Source organism: Sphaerisporangium rhizosphaerae, assembly GCF_042665155.1.
GTDB lineage: Bacteria > Actinomycetota > Actinomycetes > Streptosporangiales > Streptosporangiaceae > Sphaerisporangium > Sphaerisporangium rhizosphaerae.
On record NZ_JBHTCG010000009.1, the window covers coordinates 1 to 23,265 of the forward strand.

Annotated in this window: 19 protein-coding genes; 6 read left to right on the forward strand and 13 right to left on the reverse strand. The window is 70.2% G+C overall.

Annotated elements, in window-relative coordinates; genetic code table 11:
- The coding region (locus tag ACFQSB_RS15465; protein ID WP_380827141.1) for a CE1 family esterase at nucleotides 1–965 on the forward strand (965 nt) is incomplete at its 5' end.
- A gap of 175 nt (nucleotides 966–1,140) precedes the next feature.
- A complete protein-coding gene (locus ACFQSB_RS15470) occupies nucleotides 1,141–2,769 on the forward strand; it encodes a cellulose binding domain-containing protein (RefSeq protein WP_380827142.1) in 1,629 nt (542 codons plus the stop codon).
- Between the two features lie 222 nt (nucleotides 2,770–2,991).
- Here the strand turns inward: ACFQSB_RS15470 and ACFQSB_RS15475 are convergent, their stop codons facing one another.
- The 11 genes from ACFQSB_RS15475 to ACFQSB_RS15525 all read right to left on the reverse strand — a co-directional run bounded on the left by ACFQSB_RS15475 (nucleotide 2,992) and on the right by ACFQSB_RS15525 (nucleotide 15,037).
- On the reverse strand, nucleotides 2,992–4,461 hold the full coding sequence (locus ACFQSB_RS15475; RefSeq protein WP_380827144.1) for an arabinofuranosidase catalytic domain-containing protein: 1,470 nt from the start codon (nucleotides 4,459–4,461) through the stop codon (nucleotides 2,992–2,994).
- 1,006 nt (nucleotides 4,462–5,467) lie between these two features.
- Nucleotides 5,468–7,153, reverse strand: a complete 1,686-nt coding sequence (locus ACFQSB_RS15480; protein ID WP_380827146.1) for an amylo-alpha-1,6-glucosidase — start codon at nucleotides 7,151–7,153, stop codon at nucleotides 5,468–5,470.
- A 25-nt stretch (nucleotides 7,154–7,178) separates the two neighbouring features.
- Nucleotides 7,179–7,985: a carbohydrate ABC transporter permease gene (locus ACFQSB_RS15485; protein WP_380827148.1), complete on the reverse strand. Its 807-nt coding sequence runs from the start codon at nucleotides 7,983–7,985 to the stop codon at nucleotides 7,179–7,181.
- Nucleotides 7,982–8,944 carry a carbohydrate ABC transporter permease gene (locus ACFQSB_RS15490; protein WP_380827149.1) on the reverse strand — a complete coding sequence of 321 codons (963 nt, stop codon included), beginning with the start codon at nucleotides 8,942–8,944 and terminating at the stop codon, nucleotides 7,982–7,984. The genes ACFQSB_RS15485 and ACFQSB_RS15490 overlap by 4 nt, the downstream gene beginning before the upstream one ends.
- 3 nt (nucleotides 8,945–8,947) lie before the next feature.
- Nucleotides 8,948–10,219, reverse strand: coding sequence for a sugar ABC transporter substrate-binding protein (locus ACFQSB_RS15495; RefSeq protein ID WP_380827150.1), 1,272 nt, complete (start codon nucleotides 10,217–10,219; stop codon nucleotides 8,948–8,950).
- 347 nt (nucleotides 10,220–10,566) lie between these two features.
- Complete coding sequence (locus ACFQSB_RS15500; RefSeq protein ID WP_380827152.1) at nucleotides 10,567–11,703, reverse strand: glycoside hydrolase family 68 protein; 1,137 nt, start codon at nucleotides 11,701–11,703, stop codon at nucleotides 10,567–10,569.
- Nucleotides 11,704–11,863: 160 nt separating this feature from the next.
- Entirely contained in the window at nucleotides 11,864–12,760 is an 897-nt protein-coding gene (locus ACFQSB_RS15505) for an ROK family protein (protein WP_380827153.1), read from the reverse strand.
- A 5-nt stretch (nucleotides 12,761–12,765) separates the two neighbouring features.
- Nucleotides 12,766–13,401, reverse strand: a complete 636-nt coding sequence (locus ACFQSB_RS15510) for a carbohydrate ABC transporter permease (RefSeq protein WP_380827154.1) — start codon at nucleotides 13,399–13,401, stop codon at nucleotides 12,766–12,768.
- 33 nt (nucleotides 13,402–13,434) lie between these two features.
- A complete protein-coding gene (locus ACFQSB_RS15515; protein ID WP_380827155.1) occupies nucleotides 13,435–13,590 on the reverse strand; it encodes a hypothetical protein in 156 nt (51 codons plus the stop codon).
- Nucleotides 13,587–14,516 (reverse strand): carbohydrate ABC transporter permease, encoded by a 930-nt coding sequence (locus tag ACFQSB_RS15520; RefSeq protein ID WP_354929622.1) that lies wholly within the window; start codon nucleotides 14,514–14,516, stop codon nucleotides 13,587–13,589. Before ACFQSB_RS15520 ends, ACFQSB_RS15515 begins: the two co-directional genes overlap by 4 nt.
- A 5-nt stretch (nucleotides 14,517–14,521) precedes the next feature.
- Nucleotides 14,522–15,037, reverse strand: a complete 516-nt coding sequence (locus ACFQSB_RS15525) for a hypothetical protein (protein WP_380827157.1) — start codon at nucleotides 15,035–15,037, stop codon at nucleotides 14,522–14,524.
- Between the two features lie 49 nt (nucleotides 15,038–15,086).
- On the opposite strand from ACFQSB_RS15525, the gene ACFQSB_RS15530 reads away from it, so the two are divergent.
- On the forward strand, nucleotides 15,087–15,917 hold the full coding sequence (locus ACFQSB_RS15530) for a substrate-binding domain-containing protein (RefSeq protein WP_380827159.1): 831 nt from the start codon (nucleotides 15,087–15,089) through the stop codon (nucleotides 15,915–15,917).
- Nucleotides 15,918–16,025: 108 nt separating this feature from the next.
- Here ACFQSB_RS15530 and ACFQSB_RS15535 read toward each other — a convergent pair whose 3' ends face one another.
- Both ACFQSB_RS15535 and ACFQSB_RS15540 read right to left on the reverse strand, forming a co-directional pair.
- Nucleotides 16,026–18,011 (reverse strand): alpha-L-fucosidase, encoded by a 1,986-nt coding sequence (locus ACFQSB_RS15535; protein WP_380827160.1) that lies wholly within the window; start codon nucleotides 18,009–18,011, stop codon nucleotides 16,026–16,028.
- Between the two features lie 394 nt (nucleotides 18,012–18,405).
- Entirely contained in the window at nucleotides 18,406–19,128 is a 723-nt protein-coding gene (locus tag ACFQSB_RS15540; RefSeq protein ID WP_354853259.1) for a FadR/GntR family transcriptional regulator, read from the reverse strand.
- 364 nt (nucleotides 19,129–19,492) lie between these two features.
- Here ACFQSB_RS15540 and ACFQSB_RS15545 point away from each other — a divergent pair, with 364 nt between their 5' ends.
- Genes ACFQSB_RS15545 through ACFQSB_RS15555 form a run of 3 tightly spaced genes read left to right on the forward strand, consistent with a single transcriptional unit; the run spans nucleotide 19,493 to nucleotide 23,193 of the window.
- A complete protein-coding gene (locus tag ACFQSB_RS15545; protein ID WP_380827162.1) occupies nucleotides 19,493–20,569 on the forward strand; it encodes a sugar ABC transporter substrate-binding protein in 1,077 nt (358 codons plus the stop codon).
- A gap of 13 nt (nucleotides 20,570–20,582) precedes the next feature.
- A complete protein-coding gene (locus ACFQSB_RS15550; RefSeq protein ID WP_380827165.1) occupies nucleotides 20,583–22,148 on the forward strand; it encodes a sugar ABC transporter ATP-binding protein in 1,566 nt (521 codons plus the stop codon).
- Nucleotides 22,141–23,193, forward strand: a complete 1,053-nt coding sequence (locus tag ACFQSB_RS15555; RefSeq protein ID WP_354853254.1) for an ABC transporter permease — start codon at nucleotides 22,141–22,143, stop codon at nucleotides 23,191–23,193. The genes ACFQSB_RS15550 and ACFQSB_RS15555 overlap by 8 nt, the downstream gene beginning before the upstream one ends.
- The last annotated feature ends 72 nt before the right edge of the window (nucleotides 23,194–23,265 follow it).

Below are 23,265 nucleotides of genomic sequence, written 5' to 3' on the forward strand. Positions count from 1 at the left end.
TCGTCGCGCCCCAGGGCTTCAACAACGGCTGGGCCAACTCCGGCGGCGAGGACGTCACCTTCATCGACGACATCGTCCGGCAGATCGAGACAGACCTCTGCGTCGACACCACACAGCTCTTCGCCACGGGGTGGAGCTATGGCGGCGCCATGTCGTTCTCGCTCGCGTGCAGCCGTCCGACGGTCTTCCGTGCGGTGGCGGTCCTGTCCGGCGCCCAGCTCAGCGGATGCAGCGGAGGCACGCAGCCGGTCGCCTACTACGGCATCCACGGCATCAGGGACAGCGTCCTCAACATCTCCAACGGACGGACGCTGCGCGACAAGTTCGTCAAGAACAACGGCTGCACCGCGCAGAACCCGCCCGAGCCGACGCAGGGCAGCCTGACCCACCGGATCACCGCCTACTCCGGATGCCGGGCCGGATATCCGGTCGTGTGGGCGGCCTTCGACGACGACCACAACCCCGCTCCGCATGACGGTGGCACCGGCACCAGCGGATCGAGTTGGGTGCCGGGAGAGGTGTGGAAGTTCTTCACCCAGTTCGCGGGCACCGACCCCAACCCCACCCCGACCCCCACTCCGACCCCGACCGTGACGCCGACCGTGACGCCGACGCCGACCCCCACTCCGACTCCCACTCCGGGCACCGGGGCCTGCCGGGTCACCGACACCCTCAACGCGTGGAACTCCGGTCTGACCTCGGACATCTCCATCACCAACACCGGCACCGCCGCGATCAACGGCTGGTCGCTGGTCTTCACCCTGCCCGGCGGCCAGACCATCACCTCCGGCTGGAACGCCACCTACAGCCCCAACAGCGGCCAGGTGACCGCGAAGAACGTCTCCTACAACGGCGCCATCGCGCCCAACGCCTCGGTCAGCATCGGCTTCCAGGCCACCCACACCGGCAACACCGGTAAACCCACGTCGTTCACCCTCAACGGCGCGGCGTGCACCATCGCCTGACCCAGGACCAACCGTCAGGGGTGGAGCCCGGCCGGGCTCCACCCCTGAGTTCTGACGGGGCCCCTCACGGGAGCGGTCGAGTCGATGCCGCCCGCGCCGTTCGCCCCGCGCCGGTGCGCGAGGCCCCCTTTCCGTAAGTGCTCTTCGTAGGTCCGCAGGAGGAACAGTGCGCAAAGTGAGAACTCGGCTCGGCTCGGCGGCGCTCGCCACCGGGGTGCTCCTGGGCGGCCTGGCCGCCGTCCAAGGGGAGGCCGGCGCCCTGGAGAACGGCGTGGCGCGCACGCCGCCCATGGGGTGGAACAGCTGGAACACCTTCGGGTGCAACATCAGCGAGTCACTGATCAAGCAGATGGCCGACGCGATCGTCAACTCCGGGCTGCGCGACCTCGGCTACCAGTACGTGGTGGTCGACGACTGCTGGTTCAACTCCAACCGCGACTCCTCGGGAAACCTGCAGGGCAATCCGTCGCGGTTCCCCAGCGGGATGAAGGCCCTCGGGGACTACCTGCACGGCAAGGGGCTGAAGTTCGGCATCTACCAGGTCCCGGTCGACAAGACCTGCGCGCAGTACTTCGGCAGCTACCCCGGCGCGACCGGAAGCCAGGGACACGAGGCCCAGGACGCCCGGCAGTTCGCCGCCTGGGGCGTGGACTACCTGAAATACGACTGGTGCTCCCCCAACGGCACCATCAACGACCAGATCACCACGTTCGCCAAGATGCGCGACGCGCTCGCCGCGACGGGACGGCCGATCCTCTACAGCATCAACTCCAACAGCATCCACGACAAGACCGGGCCGCGCCGCAACTGGGGCGACATCGCCAACATCTGGCGCACCACCGAGGACATCACCAACAAGTGGGACACCGGCCAGACCAACGGCTACCCCATGGGCATCCAGAACATCGTCAACGTCACCATCCCGCTCGCCTCCTACGCCAAGCCCGGGCAGTTCAACGACCCCGACATGATGGAGGTCGGCCGCGGCGGCATGACCGACACCGAGATGCGCAGCCACTTCGCCCTCTGGGCGATGATGGCCTCCCCGCTCATCGCCGGGAACGACCTGCGCAGCATGGACTCGGCGACCTCGACGATCCTGAAGAACCCCCGCCTCATCGCCATCAACCAGGACACCCTCGGCCTGCAGGCGACCCAGATCAGCAACGACGGCACCCGCCGCGTGCTGGCCAAGAAGCTCAGCAACGGCGACGTCGCGGTCGCCCTGTTCAACCAGGGCGGCAGCACCACCACCATCAGCACCACCGCCTCGGCGATCGGCAAGTCGGGCAGCTCGTTCACCCTGCGCGACGCCTGGACCAACGCCACCACCACCAGCACCGGGACGATCTCGGCCAGCGTGCCCTCACACGGCACCGTCGTCTACCGGGTCAGCGGCGACACCTCGCCGACGCCCACCCCGACCCCGACGCCCACCCCCACTCCCACCCCGACCCCGACCCCGACGCCCAGCCCCACGCCGACGCCCACTCCCGTGCCCGGCGGTTGCACGGCGACCTACCGGCTGGTCAACGACTGGGGCGGCGGCTTCCAGGGTGAGGTGACCGTCGGCAACGGGGGAACCTCCGCGCTCAACGGCTGGACCGTCAGCATGACGCTGGCCGGCGGGCAGACCGTCTCGAGCATGTGGAACGGCGTGAACACCGGCACCTCCGGCGCGATCACCGTCAAGAACGCCGCCTACAACGGCACCGTTCCCGGCAACGGGTCGACGACGTTCGGATTCACCGCCAACGGAAGCGGTTCGACGGCGCCGACCGGGCTGAGCTGCACCAGCCCATGACGACCGGGTAGCACCGTCTCCTGACCGTGCCCCCCGCCGCCGGCCCTGACGGCGACGGGAGGGCACGTCCGGTCGATGCGACAGGGCCGCCGGTCTACCGTTCCCGGCAGGGAAGGCCGGGTGAGAGTCCTTCCCTGCCCGGCCGGCGGACGGACGACGGCGAGCCGCCCCTGGATGTCCCAGGGGCGGCTCGGCGGTCCGGTGCGGCCCGCGGCCGCTCGCCTACCGGTAGCCGGCGGCGGTGATGTTGGCCTGGACGGCGTTCTCGGTGGCGTCGGAGGGATAGCCGGAGGTCATCACGCCCTCGTAGAAGGTGCCCACGGCGCCGTGGCTGTTGTCGCCGCCGATGCCCAGGATGATGGCCCCTTCCTTCTTCATCGGGTTGTAGCCCGACACGTTCGGCCGCTTGCCGTCGTAGAAGGTGCCAAGGCCGCCCGACTGGGCGTTGCCGCCGCGGATGGCCCAATGGTTGGGCTCGCCCTTGATGATGGCGGTCAGGTACCGGTGGCTGATGGTCGGGTCACCGGCGTTGTTCTTCTGGTTGACCCCGGAGAACAGGCCGTTCTCCAGGTCGGCCATGATCCAGGGACCGTTGCCCGCGCCGGTGCCCCAGACCTTGTTGTTGCCAAAGTAGATGGCCTCCATCGTGCCGTTGCCGTTGTCGCGGCTGTTGGTCTCGGCGTTGCCGTAGTCGAAACAGCAACCCCCGTTGTAGTGCGTCCCGTCGAAGATGGCGTACATGCCCTCGGGCTGGTCGCCCTTGGCGATGCCGTTGGTGGCGTTGTTGCGGTAGCCGACGCCGGCGTCCACGTAGACGCCGTAGGCCTTGTGGCCGCCCACCGTGGTCGGCGCCTTGGTCGCGGTCGCCAGGTTGTCGTACCCGCCCGCCGCCGGACCGGAGAACCCACCGGGAGGCGCCTGGGTCAGCCGGTTGTTGCGACCCGACTGGTCATAGATGACGCTGATCAGACAGGTGGTGTTCGCGCAGAAGGTGTCCTGGGTCGCGGCGTTGGCCACCCCGCCCGGGCTGAGCACGCCGACGTCCCGCGTGGTGTTGTCCGAGGCGCGCCGCACCTGGTACAGCGGGCCGTTGTAGGAGGCGTACAGCGCGCGCGTGGTGCTGTGCGCCGCCACGCACGGCGTGCCACCATCGGCGTAGATGTCACACGGCTGCTTGCCCGACGGCGTGGGCGTGACCGTCGGCGTCGGCGTGGGCGTGGGCGTGACGGTCGGGGTGACGGTGGGAGTGGGCGAGGGGGAAGAGACGCCGCCGGTGCAGGTCGTGCCGTTGAGGGCGAAGCTCGACGGCACCGGGTTGGAGCCGCTCCAGCTTCCGTTGAACCCGAAACTGGTGCTTCCCCCCGTGGGGATGGCGCCGTTGTAGGAGGCGTTGGTCACCGTCACCGACGATCCCGACTGGGTGTAGGACCCGTTCCACAACTGCGTGACGGACTGCCCGGCGGGGAACGACCAGGTCAGCCTCCAGCCGTTGACCGGGTCGCCGAGGTTGTCGACGATGACGTTGGCGCCGAAGCCGTCCTGCCATTGGGCGCTGACGGTGTAGGTGACCCGGCATCCCGCCGCGGCCGCCGAGGCGAGATGGGTCCCGGCCACGCCGACCATGGCCGTCAGGAGGGCCAGGACGCCGGCGATCAGCGTCCACCTCCCACGATGTGCGGTGCTCTGTCGCATGGGTGCTCTTCCGTTCTCTGTAACCGGTGTTCCGCTGTCACGACCCGAGTTGTTAGCGCTAACAACGATGTGTGCGGATATGTCGACGTGTCAGCGACAACAGAACCGGGATGGCGTCACCGGGGTCGGTGACGTCGGACTTCGTGGCGGACGCCACGGTGGAGCGGCCTCTCTCCGGCGGGCTCCACGGTGACGAGTTCCGCCGCACACCACCTGACGTCCGAGGAGAGCAGGCCGCTCGGGGAGCCAGTGTGGAAACCGGTACGGAACCTGTCAAGACCATGAGCCGGCCGTGCGGAGCCCTCCCACCGGAGCGCGGCGGCCCGGCACGGAGGCCAGGACCTGGCACGGCGAGCGCTTACGGCGATCTCCCGGCGCTCGCGCGACCGCCTTCCACGAGGGGCGCACACCACTGAAACTTTCAGTCGGCGCGGCCGAACGATGTCACCGCGGCCGGGGCGGGATCGCGGAGCCCCATGCGGCGGCCGGACGCGGGCGAGCGAGCTCGGCGACGGCTCGGCGCGTCGTCTTCGCCCCGCCGCGCCACCCTCGCGTCAGAACAGTGCCACTCCCGCTGAGCAGGCGTTATCGCGAGCATCGTCGGAGCGGAACGTGCCTCGCGGGGCCCGGCGAGCCCACCGCCGGCGCCGCCGAGCCGTCACCCGGCCCGGCGGTGGCGTCGCCTGACGCCGTCGCCGATAACAGGCCCGCCACCGTCCGCAGCGTTGACTTCGGCGTACCGATCGCTCAGGATCGGCCGTAACTTAACCCCCCGAGAGCGGAAACTTAACTCCCGATGGAGCGCCGCCCGTCCGCACGAGGATGACCCGGCCGCGCGCCGACCGGCCGCCGCCGGATCGGCGCCGGGCGGGGCCACGCCGCGGGCGGTCGGCGCCGATCACCACCCAAGCGGAGGCGAGCTGAGATGTTATCGCTAACAACACGTTCTGGCCCTTCGGCGCTCCGACCGTGCGAGTAGGGCTCACCCCGGCGACGACGACGCGGGTCAGGCCCGACGCCGTTCGTGGTCGCCGGCGAGGATGAGGTAGGCGCCGGCCGTCCAGGTGTAGGCACGGTCGCGCAGCCCCTCACCGGTCCGTGCGTCGAAGTTCTCCGCGAAGCCGGATTTCTCGCACAACGTACGGAACCGTGCGCTGATCTCGTCGGCCAGCTCGACGTGGCCGGCCCGCCGCAGGCCGTCCTCGATGAGGACGGTCGAGGGCGCCCAGATGGGTCCGCGCCAGTAGCCGTCGTCCCGGTAGTGCGGCGATGTGGGCAGCTCGGTCGCCGGGCCGAAGGCGGTGAGGTGGTCCTCGATGCGGGCGGCGAGCGCGTCACGCACCGGTTCGGGCAGTTCTTCCCCGAGGACGATCGGCATGAGGTCGAGCAGGCTGGAGCTGGACCAGGTCCGGCCGGAGTGCGCGCCGCGCGCGAGGAACCTCGACCCGTCCCACAGCTCGGTGAGCAGTGCCTCGCGCATCCGGTCCGCGGCGCTGGACCAGCGCTCGCCCGCGTCCGGTTCGCCGAGTCCCGTGGCCAGACGGGCGAGTTCGCGCATCTGGAGCACCAGGAAGGCGGCCAGGTCGCCGCTCTCGATGACGCGTTCGGGGTCGAAGGTGGTGGCGTTGTCCCAGCCGCTGTCGTTGCCGTGCTGATAGTGCGGCAGTTCCCGGCCGGGGGCGCGCCGGGCGTCCAGCCAGAAGCGGGTCCAGCGTTCCAGCAGCCGGTAGGTCTCGGACGGCTCGAGGTCGCAGGACGGGCGCAGCCGCCGCAGGGCCCAGCCGTGGATGGGCGGTTTGACGAAGTTGTAGAGGATCTCCGAGTGGGTGACGGAGTCGGGCAGCGCACCCGAGGCGTCCTGGTGGTCGAAGGGCAGCCGGAACTGGTCCTCCGCGAGATCGGGCAGCCCGCCCGCCAGGGCGATGGCGTTGAAGCAGTGGTCCCAGCTCCAGACCTTGTCCATCCAGTGCTTGGACATCAGCACCGCGGGACGGGTGACGAACCCCGCGGGACGCACGGTGGCCGACCACAGCACGTAGGCGGCCAGCTCGGCGGCGGGCGTCCGGTCGCTGCGCCAGGGCGCGACGGCCGCGGTGAAGGCGTCGAACTCGGCGCGCGCCGTCTTGGCCACCTGCTCGAAGGAGGTGTCACTGGCGAACGGGGCGCGGGCGGTCTCGTACTCCTCCAGGGCGATCTCCCATGGCTCGTCCGCCGGGAGCAGGACGCCGCGTTCGGCCGTGCCGAGCGCCTGGGCACCGACGGACTCGGCCCGCCCGTCCAGCAGGGTGACGCGGTAGCGGCGCCCGGTCTGGTAGACGGTGAAGACGTAGGAGCCGTCCGCGGGGTCCTGGTAGAAGTACGGGCCGCTGAACGGGGTCAGGACGGGGTCGGCGGCCAGCAGGCGGAGCCCGAGGCCGCGGCCGCGCACCCGGACGGTGTCGGTGGTCTCGTAGGCCAGCTCGATCCGGCCGTCGTCGCCCCTCCAGGTGAGCTGGTGCGGAGCGGCGTCGAGCGCGGTCTCGGCCGTGGGCACCAGCCGCAGGATCGGGTGCATGCCGGTCTGGTGCGAGACCAGGTGCACGTCCTCGGCGTAGACCTTCTCGGCCACCACCGGTGAGAAGGCGAACCACGATCCGCTGAAGCTGAACGGGATTTCCCGCAGGGAGAACACCGGGCCCGAGGCGGCGGTCATGAAATGAGAATCCCTTCTCCGAAGGTCAGTCTTTGACGGCGCCGGCGGTGACACCGGCGGCGACGTAACGCTGGGCGATGATGAGCAGCACCGTGGCGGGGATGGAGGCGATCACGGCGGTGGCCATGATGGCGTTCCATTCCTGGTTGTTGTTGCCGATGTAGTGGTAGATGCCGAGGGTGATGGGCTGGTGGTCGCCGCCCTGGTCCAGGGTGCTGGCGAAGATGAAGTCCGACCACGCCCACAGGAAGGTGAACAGCGACACCGTGATGAGGGAGTTGCGGCTGACGGGCAGCACGATGGACCAGAACGTGCGCGTCACCCCGGCCCCGTCGACGCGGGCGGCCTGCAGCAGCTCCTCGGGGATGCCGGACATGAACGCGGTCAGGATCAGGGCCGCGAACGGCACCGCGAGGGTGGAGTCGGCCACGATCAGCCCAGAGACGGTGTTGAGCATGCCGGTGTTGAGGAAGATGGCGTAGAAGCCCATCGCCATGATGATGCCCGGGATCATCTGGGCGACCAGCAGCACGAAACTCAGCGCTCCGCCGCCGCGGGGCCGCAGCTTGGCCAGCGAGTAGCCCGCCGGGGCCGCGACGAGCAGGGTCAGGGCGACGGTGCCGAGCCCGACGACCAGGCTGATGCCGAGGTAAGGGAGCTGCTGGTCCAGCACCGCGCGGTACCCGTCCAGCGTGCCGTTGATGGGCAGCCAGCTCGGCGGGCTCTTGCGCATGTCCTGTTCCCGGGTGAAGGACACATTGATCATCCAGTAGACGGGGAACAGCATCACCGCGGTGAGCAGCAGACCGACACCGGTCCTCCAGTGCCTCATGTGAGGTCCTGCTTGCGTTGCGCGCGGATGTAGACCAGCCCGAAGACGAGGGCCATCACGATCAGCAGGTTGCCCACGGCCGCCCCGGGACCGAAGGAGGGCACCAGGTTGCCGAACCCGAGCCGGTAGGACCAGGTGGCGAAGGTGCTGGAGGAGCCGCTGGGCCCGCCCTTGGTCATGATCCAGATGATGTCGAACACCTTCAGCGTGTACACCAGTCCGAGGAGCAGCGTGATCGCGGACACCGGGCGCAGCAGCGGGAAGGTGACCCTCCAGAACCGCTGCCGGCCGTTCGCCCCGTCCAGCGCGGCGGCCTCGTACACGGTGGGGTTGATGGCCTGCAGGCCGGAGTACAGCACCACGAGGTTGAACGGGACGCCGATCCAGATGTTGGCGATGGTCACCGACCACAGGGACCAGTCGGGGGAGGTCAGCCAGTTCACCGGTCCGAGGCCGACCGTCCTCAGCACGGCGTTGACGACGCCGGAGTCGCTGTTGAGCATCCACGACCAGGTGGAGGCCGACACGATCAGCGGGAGCAGCCACGGGACCAGGAACAGCGCCCGCAAGGTGGCCGACAGGCGGAAGTGCCTGGCGAAGAACACCGCCAGGGCCAGCCCGATCGCGAACTGGAAGGCCAGCGACACCACGGTGAACACCGCCGTGTGCCACAGCGTCGGCCCGAAGGCCGGGTCGCCGACGACCTTGGCGTAGTTGGTCAGGCCGGTGAAGGGTGCGTCGCCCTGCACGAAGGAGCGCACGGTGTAGTTGCGCAGGCTCAACTCGACGTTGCGGAACAGCGGGTAGGCGTAGAAGACCGTCAGGTAGACCACGATCGGGGCGAGGAACGCCCACGCCGCCCACTGCCCTGACGCCAGGCGTGCCGCCCGGGGCCCCCTCCTCGCCGCGGGGAGGGGGTCACGGGCGGCACGCGCCGGATTCTCTATGACTCGGCTCATGTCTTACTGGGTGGCGCTCGCCGCGGCCGTCTGCGCGTCCGCCATCGCCTGCTGGGGGTTCTTCGACCCGCTCAGCGCCGCCTGCACCGCGCCCCACATCGGCTCGGAGATCTTCGGATACTTGGTGCCCAGGTCGTCGCTGGTGCGGCCCTTCGCGGCCTTGACGGCCTCCACCCAGACCTCGAGCTTCGGGTTCTGCTCGACCTGCTTGGACTGCACCGCTTCGGTGGGGGCGACGTAGGACAGGGTGGTGGTCGTGGTGAGGGAGTTGGCGGTGTCGGTCAGGCACGCCACGAGCTTCTGGGAGGTGGCGTAGCGGGCGGTGTCCTTCTGCACGGGAATGCTCACGAACTCGCCGCCGGTCGGCGCAGGCGCGGTCCCGCCGGCCTTGGCCGGGATCGGGATGATGCCGTAGTCGAAGCCGGCCTTCTCGGCGTTGGCCAGTTGCCAGGTGCCGTTCTCGGCGAAGGCGTAGTCGCCGGTGGCGAACTCCTGCCAGCTGGTGGTCTGGGTGTTGTTGATGACGGAGTTGGGGGCGTACCCCTTCTTCAGCCAGTCGGTCCACAGCGCCGCCGCCGAGACCCCCTCGGGGGAGTCGAGCTTGGTCAGCTGGGCCCCGGACCCCCAGTACCAGGGCAGGAACTGGAAGCTGCCCTCCTCGGTGCCGATGGCGGAGAAGGTGATGCCCTTCTTGCCCGCCGCCTTCACCTTCGCGAGCGCCGCGGTGAGCGAGGCCCAGTCCTTGACCGAGGCGACGTCCACCCCGGCCTTCTTGAGCACCGCCTTGTTGTAGTACAGGGCGAGGGTGTTGGCGCCGATCGGGACGCCGTAGGTCTTGCCGCCGCTCTGCCCCGCGGCCAGCAGGTTCGGCGCGATGGCGGAGGTGTCGAGCTTGTTCTCCTCCGTGGTCGTCAGGACCCCGGCCTCGGCCATCGTGGAGACCACCGGGTTGTCCACGATCAGCACGTCCGGCGCGTTGCCCTGCTGGGCGGCCAGCAGGGCCTTGTTGGTCAGGTCACTGGTGTCGTAGCCGGTGCGCTCGATCTTCACCCCGGCCTGGGTGCCGCACGTCTCGAGCAGCTTCACCCACTCGGAGCTCTTGTCGTACTGGGGGTAGGGATCCCAGATGGTGTAGGTGCCGCCGCCGGCGGCCGGGCTCGCGCTGGCCGCGTCGCCGCCACCGGACGACGACGAGCACGCGACCGTACCGCCGGCGACCAGCAGGACCGTGAGACCCAGGCCGGCCGCGTGGCGGCTCGTTGCTGCTGACCCCATGATTATGACCTCCGCTGACAGGCGTTGAGCGGCTATTTTCGATGGCCGGTCGAACCGGTTCGCCGAACCGGTTCGATGAACATAAGCGCGCCCACAAGAGGAGTCAATGGGAGAGACCCAATGTATGCCGTCCTGTTGCACGGCGCCGCGCCCGTGCCTCGCCGCCGGATGGCCGCCGCGTCACCGGCGGATGTCGCGGGTGTTCCGCCGGCGATCGACCCGAGACGTCTGCCGTACCGCACATCGAATCGATTCGAGCGACGGCCGGGCCCGGCCCCCCGAGACGCGGCCCTCGTGGCCGCGTCCCTGGGGGGGCGACGCGGCCACGAGGCCGTCCATGCGTCCGGTCAGCGGGCGGACGGCACGACGGTGGTCGTCAACCCGTCCACGGTGAGCCTCAGCGCCGGAGCGATGGTGCCGCCGAAAGCGGCCCGTGCCCGCTCGGCCTCCGCGAACCGGAGGTCCATGCCCGGCTCGGACCCGTAGTTGGCGAAGCCGACCACCTGGAGGTCGGACAGCACCAGCCAGGCGTAGGTCTGGTCGGGCCGGGCGGAGGGATTGCCGAGCACGAGCCCGGACCCGTTGAGCGGCTCGTACGGTCCGGTCAGGCTGGGCGCGGCGAAGCCGTACAACCCGGTGGGCGCGCCGCCGGCCGGGTGGAAGCCGTGGCGCTGGGTGGAGAAGACCAGGTAGTAGCGCGAGTCGTGCACGATGACGTGCGGTCGTTCGAGCTCGTGGTTGACGCCTTCGGCGACGAGCAGGGGCGGCTGCAGGACCCAGGCGCCGGCCCGCCGCCCGGCCAGGGCGATCGCGCCGGTGAAGCCGTCCTCCCAGGCGGTGGACGCGGCGACGAGCAGGTGGTCGCGCCCGTCGGCCGGGTCGCGGAACCAGCCGGGATCGCGGAAGGCCCTGATGCGGCCCGGCGCCCCCTCGGACTCGTCGGCCGGCAGGTACATCCGGCCGTCGGAGCGCAGCACCTCGCGGTGGTCGGCGTCCCGTCCGAGCGCGATCCGGCCGCCGTCGGCGATCAGGGCGGGACGGGTCTCGATGACGCTCTGCGCGAAGGTCGGGCGTGCCTCGCCTCGCCGTCCGGCGGCCGTGTAGAACACCGAGACGGTGCCGTCGGGCCGGCGGACCGCCGACCCCGACCATTCGCGGCTGCCGGGCGAGGCGCCGTCGGCGAAGGCGTTCCCGAGGTCGGTCCACTCCTCGCCGTACCTGGCGAGCAGGCGGATGCGCGCCTGGTCGTGGCGCTCCTCCGGATGGCCGAGAGCGGGAGCCGACAGGGCCATCCACAGCTCACGCCCGCCGATCACGCTCGTCGAACCGTCCTCCTCCTGGATCGGCCACAGGTCCCACAGATAGTGGCCCGGCAGGATGCGCGGCAGGGACGGCGGATCGATGACGGGCACGGTGACCGCGCCGGTCTCGGCGAGCAGGTCGAGATGCCGGCGGGTCCAGCGCGCCGGCCGGCCGTCGCTCACGCGGCCCTCTGCCGGCGGCGGTGACCACCGATGCGTCCGTGGAGCGCGCCGGGTCCGTCCGCCGTTCCCCGTGCGGCCCGTGACCGTCCTTGGCGGAGCATGGTGAACCTCTTCTCTGAGAGTGATGGATGTGATCTCGCCTGACCGGCGGGCCCGCCGGTCAGGCGAGGCCGCTCATGGCGAGCTCGACGGCGCCGGCGATTCCGGAGTGGTCGCCGAGCGAAGGGCCGGCCACGTACTCCTCCATGGCGGACCGGTCGGTCAGCGCCGGTATCGCCGGATAGCCGGCGGCCAGGTCGAACGCGCGCGCCCGGATCCGGGGCAGCAGCCCCGGACGCTTCGCGACGCCGCCGCCGATGACGATCCGCTCGGGAGACAGCGCGTAGGTGAGGGTGGTGACGGCGTGGGCGAGGTACTCGGCCTCGAGCTCCCACGCCGCCGGGTCGTCCAGCTCTTCGGCACGCCGTCCCCAGCGCCGGCGCATCGCCTCCCCTGAGGCGAGCCCTTCCAGGCAGTCGCCGTGAAAGGGGCAACTGCCCGCGAACGGGTCTTCGGTGCGGTCGTGCGGGATGCGGATGTGGCCGAACTCCGGGTGCAGGAGACCGTGCGCCGGCCGGCCGTTCAGCACGGCTCCCACGCCGATGCCCGTGCCCACGGTCATGTAGGCGAGCGTCCCCAGCCCGCGCCCGGCGCCGCGCCGCCACTCCCCCAGCGCGGCGGAGTTCACGTCGGTGTCCAGGCCGACGGGAACGCGCAGCGCGGCGCGCAACGGGGAGACGACGTCGGTGTGGGTCCAGCCGGGCTTGGGCGTGACCGTGATGTGGCCGTACGTCGGTGAGCCCGGCCGCAGGTCGACCGGGCCGAAGGTGCCCACGCCGATCGCGGCGAGCGCCGGGTGCTCCTGGAAGAACCGCACGGCGCCGGTGATGGTCTCCTCCGGCGTGGTGGTCGCCAGCACGTGCGTCGCGAGGATCTCCCCGCCGGCGTCGGCGACCGCGCACACCCACTTCGTGCCGCCCGCCTCGATCCCGCCGAAGAGCGGCGGCGGTGCGCTCATCGCCGTCATCCCTTCAGCGAGCCCTGGAGCAGGGCCTTGACGAAGTGGCGCTGGAAGATCAGGAAGATCGCGAGCGTGGGGGCCAGGATCAGCAGCGACCCGGCGCACAGCAGCGGGATGTCGGTGCCCCACTGGCCCTGGAAGGCGCCCAGCGCGCCGGACATCGTGCGCTTGGCGGGGTCGTCGACCAGGACGATGGCCAGCAGGAACTGGTTCCAGGTCCACAGGAACAGCAGGATGCCCAGCGAGGAGATCGCCGGCATGGCCAGCGGGAGGTGGATGCGGCGGAACAGCTGCCACAGGTTGGCGCCGTCCATCCGCGCGCTCTCGGACAGCTCCCCGGGCATGTTGACGAAGTGGGCGCGCATCCAGAAGACGCTGAACGGCATGAACAGGCCGATGAGCGGCAGGATGATCGCCCACCGGGTGTTCAGCAGCCCCATGTCGCGGATCTGGTAGTACAGCGGCGTGATGATGCCCTCGAACGGCAGGGTCAGGCCGAGCACGAACAGCAGGAAGACCACCCGTCCGCCGATCACCCGCAGGTGTCCGATGGCGAAGCCGGCCATCGTGCCCAGCAGGATCGACAGCGGGACCACGCCCAGCACGATGAGGACGCTCGACTTCAGCAACTCCAGCATGTTCGCCGCCTGGAAGGCCCGCGGGAAGTTGCCCTACTGCGGGTGCTCCGGCCAGGCCAGCCCGGCCGGGTAGGTGCCCGAGGGGTGCAGGGCGGTGACGAACAGGCTGAGGAACGGCAGGAGCGTGACCGCCATCATCAGGACGAGCAGCAGCCGGCCGGTCCAGGCCTCCCCCCGTGCGGTGATCATCGGTTGCCGTCCTTCGCGAACCACTGGATGGGGAGGGCGCAGGCCATCACCAGGACCATGAGCACCACGGCGAGGGCCGAGGCCATGCCCACCTCGCGTTCGGAGAAGGCCAGGTAGAAGATCTGCAGACCGGGCACCATGGTCGTGTTGCCGGGGCCGCCCTGGGTGGAGATGTAGATGATGTCGAAGCTCGCCAGCGCCGCGATCACGGTCACGGTGACGCAGACCGCGATCTCCTGGCGCAGGCTGGGGACGGTGATCGAGATGAACTCCCGCCAGGGCCCGGCGCCGTCGAGCCGGGCGGCCTCGTACAGCGCCGGGTCGATCTTGCTCATGCCCGCCAGGAGCAGCAGCGTGCACAGGCCCAGCAGCACCCACGCGCCGATCATGCCGACCGCCGGCAGGGCGGTGCCGAAGTCGCCCAGCCAGGCCCGGGTCACCCCGCCCAGGCCGACCAGCGTGAGCAACTGGTTGACCACTCCGGTGGAGGCCAGCAGCCAGCTCCACGCGATGCCGGCGGCCACCAGCGGGATGACCTGCGGCAGGAAGATCACGGTGCGCGCCACCAGGGCGAGCCTGGTCGCGGCGATGCGCCTGATCGTCGCGGCGATCGCCAGCCCCAGCACGACCGGGATCGCGCTGAAGAACACGATCAGCTTGACGGCGTTGACCAGCGACTCGAACAGGTCGGGGTCGGTGAAGACCTTGCCGTAGTTGGCCGGCCCCACCCAGGTGGAGGCGCCGATGCCGTCCCAGTCGTACAGCGAGTACTGGAACGTCACGGCGATCGGGCGCAGGACGAACACCGCGTAGAAGGCGAGCGCCGGGGCGACGAACAGCCAGCCGGCCAAGCCGCGCGAGCCGCGCAGCTTGGCCGTGACCGGCCGCCGGGACGCCGATCGGGCGCCGGCGGGGCGGGGCACCACCTGTCTCAGTTCCCTTCGAGCTGGCCGGTGTAGTCGGCCTGGACGCTCTTCAGCAGCTCCTGCGGCGTCTGCTGCCCGGCCACCAGCTTCTGCAACTGCGGCGTCCAGCTCTTGGCGTAGATGGCGCCGGTGGCGTTGGCGATGAAGTCCATCGCGCCGTTGTCCTTGGCGATGTCGGCGCCGGCGGACAGCGTGCTCGCGGTGACCTTGTCGGCGGGCACCTCCGGCATGTACGCGTCGGCCGGTCCCATCGGGTGCGACCCCCCGACCTCGACGCCGATCTCGCGGGCCCGCTTGTCGGTGGCCACCCAGTTGAGGAAGAAGGCGGCGCAGTCGGCGTTCTTGGCGCGGGCGGCGATGCCGAAGGTCAGGGGGGCCGACATCGCGGCGCGCTTGCCACCCTGCTGCGCGGGCGGCATCAGGGTGAAGCCGGCGTTGCCCGCCATCTTCTTGTCGAGGTTGCCCGACTCCCAGTCTCCGTTGAACATGAACAGGCCCTTGCCACCGATGAAGCGGCTCATCATCGTGGCGTAGTCGACCGCGTTGACGTCCTTCTGGAAGTATCCTGCCTTGACCCATCGCTCCAGGTGCTGGGCGGCCTGCAGGTTCGACGGGGTGTCGATGGTCGCGCCCGGTGAGACCGAAGGCGACGCCGAGCTCGAACGCCTGCTCCTGCAGGCCATGCACGACCGTCAGGTGGACGGGCTCATCCTGGCCTCGATGTTCACCAGGACCATCAAGGTGCCCAAAGGCATCACGGCCTCACCCGTCGTGCTGCTCAACGCGGTGCCCAAGGGGCCGGCCGTCCTGCCCGCCGTCCTCCCCCACGAGGTCGAGGCCGGTCGTCTCGCCGCCCGCGTCCTGCTGGACGCCGGCCACCGCGACGGCATCTATTTGATCGGCGTCGGTCCGGGGCTGCGCAACGTGCCCTCCGAGAGCGTCGCGGCGCTGGAACGGCTCGTCGGCATCCGCGAGGCCCTCGGCGAGGCGGGGGTGAAGGTGGCGGGCGCGCGCACGTGTTTCGACTGGCAGCCGGAGTACGGCCTCGCCGCGACGCGCGACCTGCTGGAGACGGTCAGGCCGCGCGCGCTGATCTGCTTCAACGACCGCATCGCCATGGGCGCCTACCAGGCGCTCGACGACTTCGGGCTCAAGGTGCCCGCGGACGTCTCCGTCGTCTCCTTCGACGACCACCCCATCGCCTCGTGGATGCGGCCCGGCCTGACCACCGTCGCGCTGCCCCACTATGAGCTGGGCCGCAAGGCCGTCGACGTGCTGTTCACCGAGATGGACCGCGACCCCGCCGAGCCCGGCGCGGCGGCCGAGGTGCACCGTGTGCCGATGCCGGTCCGCTCCCGCGATTCCGTCGCGCCGCCTTCTGGCGCGCACTCCGCCGGCTGAGCGCCGCCCGCAGGCACGCGGGGTGAGGTGGTGAGGAGGGCGCGCATGGCCGCGGCGGCCGCGTCTCGGCGCGACCGCCGCGGCGGGTGAGAGTGGTGGTGGTACCGCTCAGAGCGCGGTGATGGTCCACTGGTTGTTGGTGCTGGAGTTCGGGGCCCACATCTGCACGGCCGAGCCGGCCGTGGTGAGGCCCGCGCCGTCCAGCGCGGTGCCGGTGCCCCGGTTGATGATCTGGTAGCGGCCGTTGCCGACGTTGTTGAGCCGCCACTGCTGGTTGTTGCCGCCGTTCCAGGCCGACTGCAGGCAGTTCGCGCCGTTGGCGGTGTTGCCCCAGCTGTCGGCGACCATGCCGTTGGTGCGGTTGACGATGCGGTACCAGCCGCTGCCGAGGTCGACGAGCTGCCACTGCAGGTTGTTGCTGCCGTCGTAGTTCCACTGCTTGAGCGCCGAGCCGGAGGCGACGCTGCCGCCGCTGTCCAGGGCGAGGTTGGTGCTCACGTTGTTGATCCGCACCCAGCCGGTCGGGGTGGGGCCCGAGCCCGGCGCGGGGATGGAGCCGTTGAAGGTCAGCTTGACCACGTAGGCGGGGGCGCTGAACGGGGCGCTGGAGGAGGGCATCGTGATGTGCAGGCCCGAACCGTCCTGGGTGCGCGTGGGCAGGTTGGTGTACTGGCCGGCCGTGGAGCCCAGCAGCTGCACCGACGCCAGGGTGCTCAGGTTGATCCGGTTGGAGCCCAGCGTGCCGATGTTCAGCGTGCCGCCCGGCCAGCCCAGCACCGTGGCGTACAGCACGGTGTTGTCCTTGCTGCGGGTGAAGCGGATGTCGGTGTTGGTGCCGGCCCGCGGCGTGGTGAAGGACCCGCCGCCCATCTGCGTCGGCCCCTCGCCGTAGACCGACCAGGCCCGGGTGGCGTAGATGGACTCGCCGAAGCGCTTGAGGTAGTCGCCGATGCCGAGCAGGACCGACCGCTGCCCGGAGGGGATGGTGCCGTCGGCCATCGGCGCGATGTTGAGCAGCATGTTCCCGTTCTTGCTGACCCGGTCGATCAGCGAGTGGAGCATGGCGTTCAGCGAGTAGTAGCCGATGCCGACGGTGTAGCACCAGCTGGAACTGGAGATGCTGTCGTCGGTCAGCCAGTAGGGGGTCTGGATGCCGGCCGGGCCGCCGCGCTCGTAGTCGAACACCTCGCCCCGGTTGTTGAACCCGTCCTTGTAGGTGGCGACGACGTCCTTGTTCCAGGAGACCGCGCGGTTGTAGTAGTACGATAGGAAGTCCAGCCGCCGGGACTCGGGGAGCTGGGTCAGGTTGAAGTCCTGCCAGATGACGTCGGGCTGGTAGCCGTCGATCACCTCGCGCAGCTTGTCGTACCACAGTTGCTGGTGGGTGGACGCGCCGAGCTGGCCGTACAGCTTCTTCAGCGAGTTGGTCGACTGTGTCGGCACCCACTGGTAGAAGCCGGTGAAGTTGTAGGCGTGGTGCAGCGACACGATCAGCTTGATGCCCTTGGCGCGGATGGCGTCGGCGTGCAGGCGCAGCAGGTCCAGCCGGGGCCCGGTGGCCACGGAGTTCCACTCGTTGACCTGGCTGTTCCACATGGAGTAGCCGTCGTGGTGCTCGGCCACCGGCCCGGCGAACCTGGCCCCGGCGTCGGCGAACAACTGCGCCCACTCGTTGGGGTCGAAGCTGCCGCCCGCGGACTTCAGCTTGGGCGCGAACTGCACGAAGTTCCCGGCCTTGTCCCGGGCGCCGTTGATGAAGTTGTGGTACGGCCACGCGGAGGGATCGCCGTAGACGCTCTTGTGGTGGTTGTTCTCGTTCGACCCGTTGTTGTACATGTTGCGCGGGTACCACTCGTTGGCGAAGGCGGGGACGCTGAACACGCCCCAGTGGTAGTAGATGCCGAACTTGGCGTCCTGGAACCACTCCGGGGCCGGCGGGTGCTGGTCGACCGAGGACCACGACGCGGTGTAGCTCTGCGGGCCGTCGGTCGCGAACGCCGGGCGGAACCCCAGCAGGCCCGAGGCCGCGACACCCCCGGCCCCGGCGAGGAGCGCGCGACGACTGAACTGGTACGAGGACGAAGACGAGGACATGAGCGGGGACCTCTCAGGACCAAGGAGCTCTACTGGGTCACGTGCGTTGTTTCGCCGAGATGACTGGAGTGTCACACCTGAGACATTGGATGTCTTTGTAGACCTCATAGGGGCATCTGTCTAGCCCCTCGCCGATTTCGGAGACGCCGGCCGGGACGGGGCCTGGCACGGAACATCGCGGGATCACGAGGTCGCACGGATGAACGCCGGTTCCGGAGCGGGCACCCGCGATGCCGCTGACGGGTGCGCATGCCGCGGACGCGAGTCTCCCCCGCCACGGTCTTCCGTCCGCAGACAACCCATGTCTGACACCGCCCGCAGATGAACGCCGAGGGCCTGGGCGACTGTAACTTTCAGCGTGCGACGGCGCGCCGGTCTCCGGGACGGCCGGCCCTCAGGATGATCGCCGCAGTGGCGCGAGGGCGGGCTCCGGCAGCGACGGGCCGAGGTTCTCCCGCAACCAGGTCTCGGTGGTGTTCACATGCATGAGCGCGGCCGCCTGGGCCAGGGGCGCGTCGCCGTCGGCGAGCGCGCGGTAGATGGCGGCGTGCTCGGCGATGGTGCGGTCGGCCGCGTTCCCCTCCACCAGGCCCCGCCAGACACGGGCACGCAACGTCCGGCCGGCGATGCCGGCGAGCAGTGCGCACAGGGACCTGTTGCCCGTCGCCTCGAACACCGCCCGGTGGAAGGCGTCGTCGTGGTGGTTGAGCATCTCCACGTCATCGTGCGCGGCGATCATGGCATCGAGATGGCGTGCGACCTCCGCGAGCTGGTCCGCGGTGATGCGCAGCGCGGCCACGCCCGTGGCCACCGGCTCGAACAGGCGCCGCACCTCGGTGATCTCCAGCAGGTCGTCGCCCCGCATCATCTCGACGGCGAGGCCGACCCCTTCGAGCAGCAGCTCCGGCTTCAGGCTCGTGACGAAGGTGCCGTCTCCCCTGCGCACCTCCAGCACGCGGGTCGTGACCAGGGAGCGGACGGCCTCTCTGAGCAGGTTGCGGGAAAGGCCCAGCTCGGCGGCCAGATCCTGCTCTGGAGGCAGCCGCGCGCCGGGGTGGAGGGTCCCGTCCTTGATGAGTTGCCTGATGCGTTCGATCGCCTGCTCGGTCAACGACATAGACGAATCTTCGTACCTCAGGACGGAGGAGAGCCACCCCACCCCCGTCCGAGAACGCCATCGAGGGCCACAGACATGTGATGAATCGGCTGATTCGGCACGACTCATCGATCATCGGACGCGTCCGGCCGTCCGCCCGAGAGGACGCCATCTCCGGCCCTCGCGGGGTCCCGGCGAATCCGTCCCATGAGGTCTGGACACCGGCCAGGTTTGGCCATAGAAAGACATCCCATGTTCTTGTCGATGATGAGCGCTTGTGCGGCTCCTCGCCGGAGTCCCGCGTCCCGCGGCGCGGACCCCGCCCGAGCCCGCGGCGCGGCCCGCCACGGCGATCCCCCATCGTGGTGATCCTTGAGGAGAGACGATGAAACACAGAAGGTTCGCGCTGGCCGCGGCCCTCGCTATGTCGGGGTGCCTCGCCGCGGCATGCGGCGGCGGTGGCACCGGCGGTGGCGGCGGCGGTGAGAAGGGCGCGCCGGCGAAACCGCTCATCGGCGTCGACTACCCGCGGTCGGACACCGACTTCTGGAACTCCTACATCAGGTACGTGCCCCGGTTCGGCGGCGAGCTCGGAGCCGATCTGAAGACCACCAACTCCCAGAACGACATCTCCACGCTCACCGCCAATGTCCAGAGCCTGGTCGGCCAGGGCGTGCGCGGCATCGTCATGGCCCCCCAGGACACCGCCGCGGTGGCGCCCACGCTGCAGCAGCTCGAGACCAAGAAGATCCCCGCCGTTCTCGTGGACACCCGGCCCGACCAGGGGAACGCCTTCATGGTCGTGCGCGCCGACAACCGCGCCTACGGCGAGAAGGCCTGCCGGTTCCTGGGCGAGAAGCTCAAGGGCAACGGCAAGGTGGTCATGCTCCAGGGCGACCTGGCGTCCATCAACGGCCGAGACCGCACCGAGGCCTTCAACGAGTGCATGAAGCAGAACTACCCGCAGATCAAGGTGTTCGGCGAGGCCGCGAACTGGGACGGCGCGGTGGCCGCGCAGAAGCTCTCCACGGTCCTCACCGCCAACCCCGACGTCAAGGGCGTCTACATGCAGTCGAGCTTCGCCCTGGCCGGCACCCTGCAGGTGCTCAAGCAGCGCGGCCTGCTGGTCAAGCCGGAGGACCCCAAGCACGTCTTCGTCGTCTCCAACGACGGCATTCCCCAGGAGCTCAAGGACATCGCCTCCGGCGACATCGACGCGACCGTCTCCCAGCCGGCCGACCTGTACGCCAAGTGGGCCCTGTCGTACGCCAAGGCCGCGATCGACGGCAAGACCTTCCAGCCGGGCAAGACCGACCACGACAGCACGATCGTGCAGGTCCGCGCGGGGCTGCTCGAAGACCAGCTGTCCGCGCCCCTGGTCACCGCCGACGGCGGCACCTACGGAGGCGTCCCCAGCGTCAAGCACGACGACAAGTCGCTATGGGGCAACAACCTGAACTGAGAGGGCAAGGGTCATGGGCGACCACGCGGGAGCGACCGCGAAACCCGCGCCCGCACGCGACGGCGAGCCGGCCCCCGCCGACGGGCCGGTCGCCGAGGCGGAGCGCGTCACCAAGAGATATGGCGAGACCGTCGCGCTGGACGGCGCGCACATCACGATCATGCCGGGACGGACGCACGCTCTGGTCGGACGCAACGGCGCGGGCAAGTCGACCCTGGTCTCCATCCTGACCGGGCTGCAGCCGCCGGACGAGGGGGAGATCCGCTTCGCCGGGGCCCCCGCTCCGCGGCTCGCCGACCGGGACGCCTGGCGTGAGCGGGTCGCCTGCGTCTACCAGAAGTCCACCATCATCCCCGAGCTGACCGTGGCCGAGAACCTCTACCTGAACCGGCACAAGCGCAACCGGCTCGGGCTGGTCGACTGGAAAAGCGTGTGGCGCAAGGCGTCGGAGCTGCTGGAGACGTGGTCGGTGGACGTCGACGTCCGGCGGCCTGCGCGGGAGCTCGGGGTGGAGCAGCGGCAGTTCGTGGAGATCGCCCGGGCGCTGTCGTTCGGCGCGCGGTTCATCATCCTGGACGAGCCCACCGCCCAGCTCGACGGCGCGGCGATCTCCCGGCTGTTCGAACGCATGCGCGCCATGCGCGAGCAGGGCGTCACGTTCCTGTTCATCAGCCACCACCTGCAGGAGATCTATGAGATCTGCGACACCGTCACGGTGTTCCGCGACGCCCGGCACATCCTCACCGCGCCGGTGGCCGAGGTTCCGCAGGGCGACCTGGTGGGGGCGATGACCGGCGAGGCCGCGGGCCTGCGGGAGCGGCGGATCCGTCCGGCCGTGCCCTCGGAAGCGCCGGTCGTCCTGGACGCCAAAGGACTGGGCGACGGCGAGCTCTACCACGACGTGGACCTGCGGGTCCGCGCCGGGGAGATCGTCGGGCTGGCCGGGCTGGGCGGCAGCGGGAAGACCGAGCTCGCCGAGGCCGTCGTGGGGCTGCGGGCGCCCCGGTCGGGGACGGTGGAGGTGGCCGGGAGCCGCCCGCGGCCCGGCAGCGTCCCGGCGTCGCTGACCATGGGCGTGGGGTTCGTCCCCCGGGACCGCCATCACCAGGGCCTGGTCCCGCTGATGTCGATCGCCGACAACACCACGCTGACCATCCCCGAGCGGCTCGGGCCCGCGGGCTTCGTCAGCGGCCGGCGCAAGGACCGGCTGGCCCGCGAGATGATCGACAATCTGGCGATCAAGACCCCCGGCCCCGAACTGCCCGTCACAGGGCTGTCCGGGGGGAACCAGCAGAAGGTCGTGATGGCCCGCGCGCTGGCGAACGGCCCCCGCCTGCTCGTGCTCATCACCCCGACCGCCGGGGTCGACGTCCGCTCCAAGGAGTTCCTGCTCGGCAAGGTCGAGGAGATCGCCGGGACCGGGACCGGCATCGTGATCGCGTCGGACGAACTCGACGACCTGCGGCTGTGCGACCGGGTGCTGGTGATGTTCCATGGCCGCGCCGTCGCGGAACTGCCCGCCGGCTGGCACGACCACGAGATGGTGGCCGCCATGGAAGGAGTCGACCTCGATGCCTGAGACCACCACCGCGCCGTCCGGCACCGGACGCCCGCCGGGCTCCCCGTCCTCGGAGGGCACCGGACCGGGAAGGCGGCGCGCCGGGCCGCGCCTGGCGCGGCTGCGCGACCTGGCCCTGGTCCCCGCGATCATCGTGATCGCGATCGTCGGGCAGGTCGTCCACCCGATCTTCCTGCAGGCCGACAACCTGATCAACATCCTGCAGACCATGTCGGAGATCTCGCTGCTGGTGCTCGCGCAGACGCTCGTCCTGGTCGCCGGCAGGATGGACCTGTCGCTGGAGTCGACGTTCGGGCTGGCGCCCGGCGTGGCCGCCTGGGTGACGGTCGCGGCGGGGACGGGACACGGGCTCGGCCTGCTGTCGGGCGCCTGGGCCATCCCGGTCACCCTCGCGGTCGGGGTGCTGGCGGGGGTGGTGAACGCGCTGTTCATCGTCCGCTTCGGCCTGAACGGGTTCATCGTCACCCTCGGCATGCTGATCGTGCTGCGCGGCCTTCTCACCGGCATCTCGGGCGGGCAGACCTTCTTCAACCTCCCCTCGTCCATGACCTACCTGGGCTCGGCGTTGTGGCTCGGCATCCCCGCGTCCATCTGGGTCTGCCTGCTGCTGTTCGCGGCCGGCGTGGTGCTGCTGGGGTTCACCGGCTTCGGCCGCTCGCTGTACGCGATCGGCGGCAACGTCGACGCGGCCAAGGCCGCGGGAATCCGCACCGACCGGGTGCTGTGGATCACGCTGATCACCGCGAGCGTGCTCGCGGCGCTCGGCGGCCTGATGCTCGCGGGCCGGCTCGCCTCCGTCGCCGCCGGTCAGGGAAACGGGGCGATCTTCACCGTGTTCGCCGCCGCCGTCATCGGCGGGGTCAGCCTCAACGGCGGCAAGGGGACGGTGTTCGGCGCGTTCACCGGCATCCTGCTGCTCTACATGATCCAGAACGTGCTGACCCTCGCGGGCGTCCCGGCCCAGTGGATCGGCGCGCTCAACGGGGCGATCATCCTCACCGCGCTGGGGATCTCGCGGCTCACCGGCGGCAAGACACAGGAGTGAACCGGGGACGGCGGTGGCCGGGCCCGGGCGACCAGATGGTCCGCCCGGCCCCCGCCGGCTCTGGCCCGGACG